This window comes from Ochrobactrum sp. A-1 (assembly GCF_022488005.1).
Classification (GTDB): Bacteria; Pseudomonadota; Alphaproteobacteria; order Rhizobiales; family Rhizobiaceae; genus Brucella.
This window is the reverse complement of the sequence record NZ_JAKVQC010000005.1, coordinates 31,364-44,227: the sequence shown is the minus strand read 5'-3', so window position 1 is coordinate 44,227 and position 12,864 is coordinate 31,364. Positions and strand designations below refer to the sequence as shown.

Here is a 12,864-nt window from a genome sequence, read left to right as displayed (position 1 = left end):
TTTATCCCTTCACGCCGCCAGCAGTCAGGCCGGAAACAATGCGCCTTTGGAAGATGAGGACGAGGGCAACGAGCGGGACAGTGACGATCACTGAAGCCGCCATGATGTTGCCCCAGGGGACTTCAAACTGGCTCCGGCCCGAAAGCAGTGCGATTGCAACCGGTACGGTTCGTTGTGTGCCGGACGAAGTGAAGGTCAGCGCAAAGAGGAATTCGTTCCATGCACCGATGAACGCAAGAAGGCCGGTCGTGACCATTGCCGGCCACAAGAGCGGCAGGAAAACCTGGCTGACGATCACCCAAGGCGAAGCACCGTCAACAATAGCTGCCTCCTCGATCTCGATCGGAATGTCCCGCATGAAAGTCGTAAGTACCCATACCGTGAAGGGCAGCGTGAAAATCATGTAGGAAAAGATCAACGCGACGGGCGTGTTGAATATGCCCGCCCACCTGATGAGCTCGAACAAGCCCGCGAGTATCGCCAATTGAGGGAACATCGATACGGCGAGGATAGTGATCAACAACAGCGAGCGGCCGCGAAACTGCACGCGGGCCAGAGCAAACGATGCCGTCACAGCAAGCAGCAACGAGCAGACCACAACGAGGGACGAGACGAGCACTGAGTTGAACAGATTTCGCAGAAAGTCGCCCGAGTACAACACGCGAACATAATTTTCGATCGAAACGCTCGTCGGCCAATACGTGACACTGAACAGTGCTGTTCCGCTTTTGAAGCTTGTCAACACGGCGTAATAGAATGGGAAGACAGAGACGCCTATTATGAGAAGAAGCAGGCTGTAGAAGCCCGACTTTTTCATTATGTTCCCGACCATTAGTATCGCTCCCCGTTGATCTTGATCCCGCCGAGGACGATGTAGGCTGCCGTGATCGCAGCAACGATCAGGAACAACATCGTGGAAGCGGCTGCGCCATAAGCGAATTTGTCGAAATCAAACAGGTTTTCCCTCGCAAATACGGCCATCGTTTTTGTTTGTGCATTGTTGGGCGTCAGCACGTACACAAGGTCGAATATCCGCAGTGAATCCATGGTTCTGAACAATACCGCCACCATGAGCGCCGGTCGGATTAGCGGCAGCGTGATGCGGAAAAACACTCGGATCGGGTGGACGCCGTCTATTTTCGTCGCCTCGTATATGTCGCTTGGCACCATCTGAAGCCCCGCCAGGATCAAGAGCGCCATGAACGGTGTGGTTTTCCAAACATCAACAATGAGGACGGCTAGCATCGCGGTGTTGGGATCGGCGGTCCAGGCGATCTTCGTGGATATCAAGCCGACGTTCAGGAGAATGTCGTTCAGAATTCCGAATTGGTCATTGAGCATCCAAGCCCACATCTTGGCGGAGACGATGGTGGGAATTGCCCAGGGAATGAGAACGGCAGCGCGGATGACGCCTCGCCCGTAGAAGTTCGCGTTGAGCACCAAAGCAACGATGAGGCCGAATATCGTCTCAAATGCGACCGATACCACCGTAAATCTCAGGGTGTTCCAGACCGCTTGCCACCAAGCAGGATCAGCAAGCAAGCCTCTGAAGATAGTCCGCCCGCTCTTCAATGTCGTCCAAGAGAGATAATTGTTGAATCCGACGAAGCCAGCGCCGGACAAGTTACCGAGGGACGCGTCAGTGACGCTGAAATAGATCGTTCGTAAAAGCGGCCAGCCAGCTACGGCCGCCAGAACAAGCAGCGTGGGTGCTAGAAAAAGCCAAGCGACGCGAGCCCTGCTGCTGCGAAGCTCAGAGCGCATAGTGGCGCTCGCCGCAGCATATGACTCGGCTAGAGGGATATCAGTCATTTCGTCATTCCGGAATTTTTTGCTTGGCTTAACCAAGCTTGATCCAATTGATTGGCAGTAGGCGGTACTGCCTACTGCTATCGCTCTCAGCTTTGTGCGACTAATCGGCTGGCGGTCAGATCTAAGGCGCTAAAGGCGTCCTGATCGAAATGCACGGCGCGATCGCACGTCGCTGATCAATCCCGTTCGGCTTTACCAGGCCTGTCCTTTAAGCTCGGTCAGATCCTGCTCGAGAAGTTCAAGGTTCTCCGCCGCTGTACCCTCGCCGGAGAGCGTGTTGTGTACGGCACCCCAGACCCTTGCAGATACCTCATTGTATTTAGCCTTGGTCGGTGCCGATGGCCGGGCGTCTGCATGCGCAAACAATCCTTTCCAGGCAGGCATGGACGGTTGAGCCTTTACGAGTTCGGGATCGTCATAGAGTGCTGTCAAAGTCGGCATGAAGCCCGCCTGAAGCGCGCGATGTTTCTGGGATTCGGGAGAGTTCAGGAACTTCACCAAGGCGATCGCAGCTTCTCTGTTTTTAGAGAATTTCGAAACGGCTAGACTATATCCACCAATTGTTGCCACCGATTTTCCGCCAGGTCCCGCAGGGATTGGAGCGATGTCGAAAGCGCCCTTTACAGCACTGTCGCCGCTATTGCCCAAGGGGTATGCATATGCCCAGTTCCGCATGAAGAGGGCATTGCCTCGCTCCCAAATTCCTCGAGTATCGTCCTCTTCGTAAGTCAGGACCCCCTGCGGGGCGATTTTGCCAACCCAGCTGGCAGCCATATCCAGCGCCGCTGCGGCTTGCGGATTATTTACAGAGATGGTGCCATCCGGCTCGACGATCTGCCCGCCACCCGATGACTTGAACCATTCGAGTGCGTTGCAGGTCAGCCCTTCGAACGCCTTTGCTTGAAAGACATACCCCCAAAAATCGGCGTGGCCTGCGGCCCGCTCTTTCTCTTGAATTTCGGCAGCGGTAGCCTCGAGCTCGGACCAAGTTTTCGGCACGTCCTTCTTATACTTCTCCAGCAGATCCTTGCGATAAAAGAGAGCCGGCGCATCAGCGTAAAAAGGCAGCGCGACCAACCGTCCGCCGACCCGTTGTGCCTGGAGCGTAACTGGAAGGAACTGCGCGGTAACGTCTTTGGTGGCGTCGGTCAGGTCAATAAATTTGTCACCCAACTGAGCAGGCCAGGTAACGTCAGTCTCGTAAACATCGATGTCAGAATTTTCAGCCGCTAACCAAAGACGATATTGGCTAAATTGCTCGCTGCTTGACGAAGGCATCGCAACAACGGTGACGCTATTGCCGGTTTGCTCTTCAAATCTGGCGATATCTGCCTTGAGCAATTCGCCTAAAGGTTCTGTAGCAATTGTCAGATTTGCAGCATTCGCAGCAGTGGCAAGAAATGACGCACAAAAGATCGCAGGCAAAAATGTTTTCATGGCTCTCTCCAGTTTTCGCTAAGTTTTCGCGGTTCCACTCTCTTTTATCCGATTTTCCCAAACCGGTTTGGATCGATAATGCACGCTGAAACCCATGTGTCAACGAACTTGTTCAACAGCTATCGCCAAATTTATTGCATCCATTCAACCCGGTTTGGCTGATTGCCAGAGTGATGAATCGATGCTAACGCCGTTTGAACCCCGAAATTTGTAGGTAGGACATGAACTTAAACGAGCTGGCACGGGAACTCGGCCTATCGAAAACAACGATCAGCCGTGCGCTCAATGGTTTCCCCGAGGTGAGCGAGGAGACCCGCAAACGGGTTGAAGCGGCTGCGCAACAGTTCGGCTATATTCCGAACACCAACGCCCGACGCCTTGCAATCGGAAAATCGGGGGCGATCGGAATAGTGTTGCCGGATCACTTGAGCGATCGTTTTGGCCCACAGACAAACGAATTTCTTTCAGGTCTAGGCGAAGGTCTGGAACCGACTTCGTTCGATTTGCTGATCCGTCCAAGTTCCGGCGGCGATGAGATGTCTGTCTACAGGCGTTGGGTGTCGGCCAGAAGTGTCGATGCAATCGTTATTTCGGTGCCAGCCTACTCCGACGAGCGGGTTCAGATGCTATCGGATGCCAAATTTCCGTTTGTCGTACATGGCAAGACCGACATATCCGCGCCCCATGCATGGCTTGATGTGGACAACGAAAGCGCGTTCAATCAGCTAACCAACTATCTGCTCGATCTTGATCACAAACATATCGGCGTGATCGATGCCTTACCTGGCCACGCGTTCGCCGAAGACCGCAAGAATGGTCACAAACGCGCGTTGGTAGGCCGGGGACATACGTTCAATCAGGAGCTCTATATTCAAGATCGTTTCACAGTTGAAGCAGGTTTCCGCTCGGCGAGAATGCTCCTTTTGAAAGTCCCTCGGCCGACAGCACTCGTGGTCGGCTCTATGATGGGTGCAATTGGTGCATATCAGGCAATTCGTTCCTTGAATTTCGAAGTCGGGAGAGACGTGTCAGTCATTGCACATGACGACGTATTCTCCTACTTCAGTCCAACCGATATGGTTCCATCACTCACCACGACACGTTCGTCGATTAGGGCTGCGGGCAAGAAGATCGCGGAGACGCTGGTCAAATCGCTCACAGAGGGAACGCCACTCGATCTGGCCGAAACATGGCCGGTAGAGCTTATCGTCCGAAACTCCACTGGTCGAGTGGGTTAGCAGTGATCGTCAGGTGCATTGCACCAGCCGCGGAATTCGATCTCGGCGATCAGGGTCGGCTGGGCGAAGACGTAATTCTAGCCCTTGAGCGGCACGACCGGGTTCGCCTCTTCAGCTTGTCAAACGACTCCCTCAGGTAGGCTGCGTCCTTTTCGTTAAAGCACATGCCGACGGTGCCGACATAAACCCAATCATGACCGCGGCGGGCCGCCAGCAGCAGGCTGCCGATTCGCCGCGTGCGGCGGCTGACTGTTCGTAGCCGACGATCATGAAACTCTCACTCTGAATGCATTTGATCTTCAGCCAGTCGCCGGTCCTGCCCGAGCGGTAGGGACGTGTCGTTTGGCAGTTAATCGTAAGACTCTGTCTCTGCAATCGTTTCACTACGATGGCCCGGTACTTAAAGTGATTGGGCAGTTAATGTGAGATTTTCGTTTGGATTTTGGCACTTAATGTCAAAACCGCCGCTATGAGTAAAATGACTGTCCTCGGCGGATCTTCACCAGCAAATCGTAAATATTACAAAGGGTTATTGCTGCTTCTGAAGCGTTAAGCACCGAGCATCGCTTTAAAGAATCTCACATTAACTGCCATAGCTCGCCGGAACGGTTGCATTCTTACGATTAACTGCCAAACGACACCTGTGGAGGCGCGCGATGCGCCTGATCGAGCTTGTCGAGACCGCGTCAGTGACGGGAAACTGGCCGCCATGGCTGCCGGTATCGATTTAGACACGGCAATCGTAGACGCGTCCCTTTCATCCTTCAGCATTATCTTTTTATTGGGGCGTTATAGCTGGCGTTAGGTCGATGATCGCGGGAATGATTCGTCGGACCGAAAGCGACCATACCTGTCGGTCCGTGTCGAGTTTTCGGGTCTGTTGATATTCTTGGTTGACCATGAGCAAATTGCGAAGTTGCTGGACCAGTTTCGATTCCTCGCCGCTTTTGTCGATCATGGAAAGATAAGTGACCAAAGTCCTGAGACCCTCGGCGGGTATCAGGACGCCGTCCGCATCGGGTGCAGACGCCGCGTCTTTGATATCATTGAGTGACCTTACCCATTCGCGTAACAGCAAATGCTGAAAAGGCTGATCTCGAGTGTCCCCCGACAGCGTGAGCGCGAGCATAAAGAGCCTCTCCGGGCTCTGATCGACCCAGCGATCGAAGACCGGCACTGCCACTTGACCAGGCCCCTGAGGTTTGAACCTTGCATCGGTGGTCACGGTCGTAATCATGCCCGCATTTGTTTTCAACTGAACGGCAATTTCACTCTGCAATAGTCGAAGCTCCGCTACGTTTACCGGCCACCACTGCGAAAATTCCTGTGCTCTATAAAAACCGATGACGTCAATTGAGTACACATCCCGCGACGTTTCGCGCTTGCGAACTTGCATCGAAGTAAAAGACGGGAAAGCCTCCCCATCGCCATTCCTGTCAAAATCACGCAGCGGATCGACAAGCACTGCGAGCGCTCGAGATGACGGCTCCTTGGAAAGCAGGTTCACGATCCTATCGACTTGGTTCAGTTTGCCGCCAAACAACCTTAGGCGAGATCCATGGGGATAGGGAAAATCGTTGTCTCGACTTGATCGTTCAAGCTGCCACCACCTCACCAGTTCATCAAGCCAGTTTTGCATCTCCTCTTCAGTGGTATTGTTTGAACGAGGATATTCGGAGGGTAACTTCAAGGGTCCATTTCCAGCATCGGCCGGATCGTAATGCACAATAAGCGTTCCCCCGACATGGGCCTTCGCCTTCTTTGCGGCGATTGCATAGAGCTCATCGAAATTTGAGCCTTGTACAATTACCGGCGCGCCAGCAACTGTCTTTTGGTCGGCAAGCGACAGAGCTTCTGCAGGCATAACCCTAAGATCTAGGCCACTGCGAGGCAGCTCAATTCTCTCGATCGAGATCTCCGGGGTATAAGGTAGCCCTTTTAGCGTGAGCAATAGTGCCGCATCTTGTTCTGCGCCATCTTGAAACGTCCCCCCCGACACCACAGCAATACGATGCGGATTGTCGGGATCATGGGTCTCAACATACTCGTAGCGAAAATTGTGCTCGTGCTTGTGACCATGAATCACCGCAGCAACGTTCGTTTCTTTCAAGATGGAGCGCAGTTGTTCGGCATTAGAAATGCCTTCAAAAGGCTTGTACTCAACCCGAAAACTTGGCGACCGAAGGTGGTGATGCACGACGGACAGCCGTACCTGCGAACCCGCTATCGGTTGCGGCGTATCATCGACGGTCTGGCGAAACACCTTGAGTTGGTCGTTCGAGATGTTGGCCATATCATAGTCAAGAAGCCGCCCAAGTGTCGTTTTGCATCTAACCGTAAGATTCCACTCCTAACAGTTTCAACAAGATAGCCCGGCACTTAATGTGAGACTTGGCACTTAACTTGAGATTCCATCTTGGTTTTTGGCACTTAATGTGAGATTCATTTGTCGACACAATTGACGGTGTTTCTGCATGACTGATCCATTCCCTGATGAGGTTGACGAAGCGCTTTGGGATGAGGCGTGTCGACGAGCCGAGGCTATCCGAAGATTTCTGATACATCGATCAGGCAAAGTTGCAGCCGGGGATATGGCGCTTCTGGCTTCCGAACTGGAAGTCAGTCGGGCAACTGCATTCCGTCTTACCAAGCTATTTCGAGCTGGAGGAACGGTAATGTCGCTCGTGGAACGCAAACCCGGCCGGCCTGACGGCCGCAGGATGCTCGACGACAAGCGAGAGGAAATCATCCGCGCCACGATCAATCGGTATTATCTGACGAAAAACCGCCCAGGTATCTCTCAACTGGTTCGGGATATCCAAACGAACTGCGTCTCGGCTGGGCTAAAGCCGCCCCATCGCCGGACGATCGAAACTCGTCTCGAGGACATCGACATTCACAAACGCGCGAAACGACGAGGCGAAGCCGAAATTGTGAAGCGGACAACGGCCGTGCCGGGAGGGCTTACCGCCTCGCGCCCACTCCAGATCGTCCAAGTCGACCATACGAAAGCAGATATCTTCGTTGTCGACGAGGAGACGCGTCTACCCATCGGAAGGCCTTGGCTAACTCTGGCAATGGATGTCTGCAGTCGGATGGTGACAGGGTTCCACCTCACTATGGACGCGCCCTCCCGACTTTCGACCAGTTTGTGCTTGCTACATTCCGTCTTTGACAAATCGCCTTGGTTGAGGGAGCGCGAGATCACTGAGCCGTGGCCGGTCGCTGGCCTCCCTGAGACGTTACATGTCGACAACGGCAGCGACTTCAGGAGCCGCGCGTTTAAGAGGGGGTGCGACGATGCTGGCGTAGCGATCGACTGGCGACCACCTGGTGAACCGCGCTTCGGCGGACATATCGAGAGGCTGATCGGCACCCAAATGGGAAGGATCCACTTGCTACCCGGTACTACTTTCAGCAATTCACAGGAGCTTGGTGAATACGATTCGAAGCGACATTCGGCGCTGACACTCCGCGAACTCGAGCGATACATCGCCCTCGACATTGTCGGCAACTACCATCACTCAATCCACCGCACTTTGGGGCGCCCGCCCATCGCGGTGTGGCGTGAGTACGAGGGTGAAATTCCGCTCCGCTTGCCGCAGGACCGAATGCGATTTTGGCTGACGTTCCTACCTGAGCAGGAGCGTACATTACAGCCAACCGGTATCCATCTTTTTGGAATGCGCTATTGGTCGGCAGCCCTGAGTGCCGACCTCGGGGCTGCAAATCGCCGGCTTCTCGTCAAATACGACCCAAGGGATATGTCTCGTGTCTTCGTGCGGCGACCATCGGGCAGCTTCGTGGAAGCACGTTACGCCGATCTCACCCTGGCTTCGGTAACGCTGCACGAAGCATTTGCTGCGAGGCGTAGCCTGCTGGCGAAAGGGCGACGAGAGGTCAACACCCGCACGATCGTTGGTATAGCGATCGAACAACGCAAGCTGGTGGATGCGGCGGTGAAGGCGACAGCGACGATGCGACGAGGCCGCGCCGCCAGCTCAAAAACGAAAGTGGATGACAGTGGTTGGGGCTCGCTTCGGGGTATCGACTCCAGCAAACCTGTGGCTTTCGACGAGGACATGGAGTGAGCTGGCATGAGCACCGAAATCTCCCACCTGACCGTGACCGCAGCCGAACTGCTCAGTGGAGCAGACAACCAGCGCGTCCGCGCCATAAGATCACGTCGCTGGCTCATCTATCCACGCGCTAAGCAGGTACTCGAACGCCTGAACCTCTTGGTCGATCATCCACGCGGGACGCGGATGCCGTCGCTCGCCATTTATGGCGACAGCGGCATGGGCAAAACGATGATCATGAAGCGCTTCCGTGATCAGCACCCACCAACTTTCAACCCGGTTACCGGCAAGCTAAAGACACCGGTTCTTGCGATGGAGATGACCAGCCGGCCTGGCGAACGGCGCTTCTACGCCGAACTTTTGACCCTGCTCGGCGCACCGCAGCGACCGCGTGCCGATATTGCCCAGATGGAGCAAGCCGCACTGCGGATCATGGAAGCGATTGGCGTGCAGGTTTTAGTGATCGACGAGGTGCACAACATTCTCGCGGGGACCTATCGTGAACAACGCATCGTATTAAATACCCTGCGCTTTCTCAGCAACCGCCTGCAGATCTCACTCGTCTGCTTCGGCGTCAACGACGCCCGCGAGGCCATTGGTGGCGATGTCCAATTGGCGCGTCGCTTCGACCAGTTCACGCTGAGCCGCTGGGCTGCAAATGAGCAGTTCGAAATGTTGGTCGCCTTGATACTACGCAATACTCCATTGCGGCACCCATCGGTGCTAACGGCGAAATCTTTGCGGCGAATACTGCAAGTCACAGAGGGCATTACTGCCAACATTTTCCACATCGTCAACTCACTCGCCATCGAGGCAATCGAAAGCGGAAGAGAGCGGATTACTGACGAAGCCATCGAGAAATGGGAGCCGGAATTCGACGCCGACGCAGCGTTCGCATGAAGACGAACTTATGCGGACGGCCACTGCCAGTAAGGCTGGCGCCGTGCGCCGATGAGCTTTTGTCGTCGTGGATTGCCCGACACGCCAAATTCTATGCAATCCCTCCCTTGGCCATGCTTCAGCATTGCCTCCCCGATTTGCGATCATTACGCGCCGCCGATTTGAATCTCACAGAAGATCAGGTCGTCCGCGTTGCCCACCTATTCTCGACCGAGCCCACTACGGTCCGCCGCATGACGTTCTCGAATATTCGACAATCATCACGGCGAATGATCGCAACGGAGCCTCGACAATCATGCTCTACTTGTAGCCAAACGAGCGACGGAGCGCACGTCATCCTTCGGAACCAATTCTTAAGTTGGCGGATCACCTGCCCGCTTTGCGCAGGGACATTACAGACAATTGGCGGCCGTGACGGCCCCACTCCCTTCGCCGGCTATCACCATGCAGCGCTGATGGGGCAAGAAATGCTAGAAAGCGAGGCTGAGCATGGTATCCAAAACTGGGTATCGCCGAGTGAGATTGCCCGTCTCCTGTTAATGCGGCGCGTTCCAAAGTCGGTGCCCGGTTACGAACCGTCCGGATATAGGGTGCTCGGTGCCATCATTCCTGATCTCGATGAAGTTATGCAGATAGAAATCAGCAAACTTCCGAGTCCGGCAAGCCCGATCTTGCCCTTGTATCTGCGCCCTGCGCTCTTGGCAGGTGTGGCCATTGTTCAGCATGCCGGGCCCGAAATGCTTCGCATGCTGAGTGGCCATATGATTGGTGAGAATAAAGCCCGCTTCGACAGCGCCATAGAAGAGATATTAGACTGTTCGCGTCAGTCGTTTGGATCGTCACAGTTGCACTTAATTTGAGATTCTATGCCGACAAAATCTCAAATTAAGTGCCAAACGGGAAAACAACAGCCGCAATCTCACGGTTAACTGCCAAACGACATGTGCGGCTCTGCATGGCAGCAGTATATTTGACCATCTCGTCATATTGCTGCTCGACTTCTTCCCAGTTGACCGGGTTGGACAGAATTGGAAGCAGATTTGACAATCTTCCCCGAAAGCCCACATCCGGCAGCGCAAGCTTCTGTCGGGCGATTGCCTTCAGACGCGGAGCGAGTTCAAATCCGAGCAACCGACAAAAAGCAAAACCAACAGCGCTCTGCCCGTGGCTATCGACATATTGCCGCTGGATGTCCAGATCCGTGCAATGGCGAAGAACGCCCTCGATCATCGACGCGACCTCTGATGACGAGCATCGTTTGAGCTGAGAATAAACGCATGTGGCGCGCTTCTCGACATGCCAGTAAATCATGACTCCGCGACCGCCATAACGGGCATGCCACTCGGTCATCAGGTTGCGGTCCCAAGCTCCGAATTTCGTGGAATCCGAAGCACAGGCTGTTCCCGCATCACCCCAGACCGCAGCATTGCGAATTGCTAGCGTGGCATTGGCGACACGCGCACATGCCTCCCGTAAAGCGCCCGCATGAATGAACCGGCGATGCACATGCAGAAGCTCTTCATAGCTGGCGTCAGCGGTAGCGCCAGCCACTCGCTTCAGACCGGCGTTGGTACCGAGGCCATAGAGGCAAAGAAGCAATCGTTGATCCAGGGTGGCCCTGGGCAATGCGACGCGGGAGGCCGAAGTTTCGAATGCATCGAGAAACCCGGTGTCGAGTGCGGCTTCCTTCAAAACTTCAAGGAGACCCGTCATCGGCCAGCGTTGGCCAATCTCCGATTTAATCGCGGCCAGTCCGTTTGGCTCAGGCGCGGGCTTGAACGGCGTGATGGAAATCCGATTTTTGCCCCGCCAAAGAACTCTCACCTTCTCATTTCGCGGGATCGTTTCGTTAAGGAGCAGCATCTCGTGCTCCAGTTCATTGCGAACCGACGCCACAAACTCACGGGCATTTTCAGTCAGATTTAGCCGAGAATAGTAAGAAGAACGACGAACCGCAAAATCCTTCGGCAGGTCATCATCGGGGTTGCGATAGCGATCGGCGCCGACTACCCAGATTTCCTTCGACCGGATGCACTCGCGCAATTGTGTCAGAACACAGAGCTCATAGCTGATGCGGTTCACACGACCATTTCGGTCGATGACGGAATTGCGCCACTTGGTCGGGATTACGCCGTCGATGGGCAACTCCCGTTGTGACACAAACCGACATCCATCATCCAGCTTCGCCCTGAGCCAGTCAAGAGCGGATAAGACAGGTCGCCAGACAGCATTGTTCGATCGGAATTCCAGCACTGACAGCAGGCTTGGCAGCATGCGGCGATAATGATTGGCCCATGAATTGCGCATGACTGCATAAATGCGGCGGTCGAGCGCACCCTTGGCTTTACTTTCCTTGATGATCGCCGCCAGCTTATCCTTGCCGACAACCGGGAAGATGACATCGCAAATGCGGCCATCCGGAGCATCAATCGACGCGGTGGCAATATCGACGAGAAGCCGTTCCTTGCCATAGACGCGTTCGATATCCTTGGCGATGTCGCCCACCACTTTCCGTTTCGACCGAGTTCCGATTTTGTGTACCGTTTCAACGAGCAGTTCGACCATTGCATCCGTGATCGTCGACTCTCGCTCCATCAGGTACACAGCATAAAGTGCCAGTTGGCGAGGTTCCGTGTGACGGCGCATCTCGGAAGCCTTCTCGCCGGAAACGCGGCGGACAATATGCTCAACCCATGCCTGGTTGATATTTGCAAGCATATGTCGGGGAAGATTCAATTTCCGGATGAATGCCAACCGCCCGGTCACTTCAAGAATATTGTCGAGTGTTGCGCGACCCGCATCGGCTTTCATTGCGTTGAAGCCGGTCGGCGCATCCGCGTCGGTCAAGGACCCCACCATCAGAGCAATGGTTTCAATGTGCAGCGCTGCGCTCACCTCATGGAGCCAACCGTCCAGATATCGCTGTCGTTGTGATCGAACCAGCCGTTCTAACTCTTTGGCCGATGGGCCGTAAATATTGCGATCCCTGCACCACAGGAACACCGCCTCAAGCATAGTGCCGACGGATTGTCCGGACGGGCAAAGATCGTCCACAATCCAGAAAGACAGGGCCTCCCGGTCCGCGCGCTGCATACGACGAAAGCCGAGATGCTGCAAAATTTCGGCGCAATGCCGTCGGGCAGTTCTTCCGCCGAAATCATAACCGGACAGCTCATCGGCTCGTAGGCCAAGCTGTTGGGCAATGTACTCAATGGCATCATGCGGGATCGATGCGACGCCATTCTCGGCGAAAAAGCCGCGTGCGCTGAAGAACTTCAACTGCGCGGCCAGACCAAGCCTTGTTGCTGCCGGCTTGGAATTGATGAAATCAATATCGGCGAAGCTCAAACTCCACTGGTCGGCAAAATCCAAACTCGAAATACCCATACTCATTAACT

Annotated in this window: 8 protein-coding genes and 3 pseudogenes; 5 read left to right on the top strand and 6 right to left on the bottom strand. The window is 54.6% G+C overall.

The window, feature by feature from the left end; genetic code table 11:
- Nucleotide 1: 1 nt before the first annotated feature.
- From MKS82_RS17405 to MKS82_RS17395, 3 genes are all read right to left on the bottom strand, one after another.
- Nucleotides 2–832 (bottom strand): carbohydrate ABC transporter permease, encoded by an 831-nt coding sequence (locus tag MKS82_RS17405; RefSeq protein ID WP_216332543.1) that lies wholly within the window; start codon nt 830–832, stop codon nt 2–4.
- Nucleotides 832–1,812 (bottom strand): carbohydrate ABC transporter permease, encoded by a 981-nt coding sequence (locus MKS82_RS17400; protein ID WP_240579062.1) that lies wholly within the window; start codon nt 1,810–1,812, stop codon nt 832–834. Before MKS82_RS17400 ends, MKS82_RS17405 begins: the two co-directional genes overlap by 1 nt.
- 192 nt (nt 1,813–2,004) lie before the next feature.
- A complete protein-coding gene (locus tag MKS82_RS17395) occupies nt 2,005–3,249 on the bottom strand; it encodes an ABC transporter substrate-binding protein (protein WP_240579061.1) in 1,245 nt (414 codons plus the stop codon).
- A gap of 221 nt (nt 3,250–3,470) precedes the next feature.
- Between MKS82_RS17395 and MKS82_RS17390 the strand changes: the two genes are divergently transcribed.
- Nucleotides 3,471–4,487 (top strand): substrate-binding domain-containing protein, encoded by a 1,017-nt coding sequence (locus tag MKS82_RS17390; protein WP_240579060.1) that lies wholly within the window; start codon nt 3,471–3,473, stop codon nt 4,485–4,487.
- A gap of 80 nt (nt 4,488–4,567) precedes the next feature.
- Here the strand turns inward: MKS82_RS17390 and MKS82_RS17385 are convergent.
- Together MKS82_RS17385 and MKS82_RS17380 are read right to left on the bottom strand one after the other, a co-directional pair.
- Nucleotides 4,568–4,823: pseudogene (locus tag MKS82_RS17385) on the bottom strand (ATP dependent DNA ligase); the annotation flags it as partial.
- Between the two features lie 442 nt (nt 4,824–5,265).
- Nucleotides 5,266–6,780: a hypothetical protein gene (locus MKS82_RS17380; protein WP_240579059.1), complete on the bottom strand. Its 1,515-nt coding sequence runs from the start codon at nt 6,778–6,780 to the stop codon at nt 5,266–5,268.
- A 382-nt stretch (nt 6,781–7,162) separates the two neighbouring features.
- Between MKS82_RS17380 and MKS82_RS17375 the strand changes: the two genes are divergently transcribed.
- The 4 genes and pseudogenes from MKS82_RS17375 (at nt 7,163) to MKS82_RS17360 (ending at nt 10,326) form a co-directional block, all read left to right on the top strand.
- Complete coding sequence (locus tag MKS82_RS17375; RefSeq protein WP_240579058.1) at nt 7,163–8,578, top strand: Mu transposase C-terminal domain-containing protein; 1,416 nt, start codon at nt 7,163–7,165, stop codon at nt 8,576–8,578.
- Between the two features lie 6 nt (nt 8,579–8,584).
- Nucleotides 8,585–9,466: a TniB family NTP-binding protein gene (locus tag MKS82_RS17370; protein WP_240579057.1), complete on the top strand. Its 882-nt coding sequence runs from the start codon at nt 8,585–8,587 to the stop codon at nt 9,464–9,466.
- A pseudogene (locus MKS82_RS17365) lies at nt 9,427–9,774 on the top strand (TniQ family protein); the annotation flags it as partial. The gene MKS82_RS17370 and the pseudogene MKS82_RS17365, both read left to right, overlap by 40 nt.
- A 159-nt stretch (nt 9,775–9,933) precedes the next feature.
- Nucleotides 9,934–10,326 carry a hypothetical protein gene (locus MKS82_RS17360; RefSeq protein ID WP_240579137.1) on the top strand — a complete coding sequence of 131 codons (393 nt, stop codon included), beginning with the start codon at nt 9,934–9,936 and terminating at the stop codon, nt 10,324–10,326.
- Between the two features lie 82 nt (nt 10,327–10,408).
- Here MKS82_RS17360 and MKS82_RS17355 read toward each other — a convergent pair.
- A pseudogene (locus MKS82_RS17355) lies at nt 10,409–12,859 on the bottom strand (Tn3 family transposase); the annotation flags it as partial.
- Nucleotides 12,860–12,864: the final 5 nt, after the last annotated feature.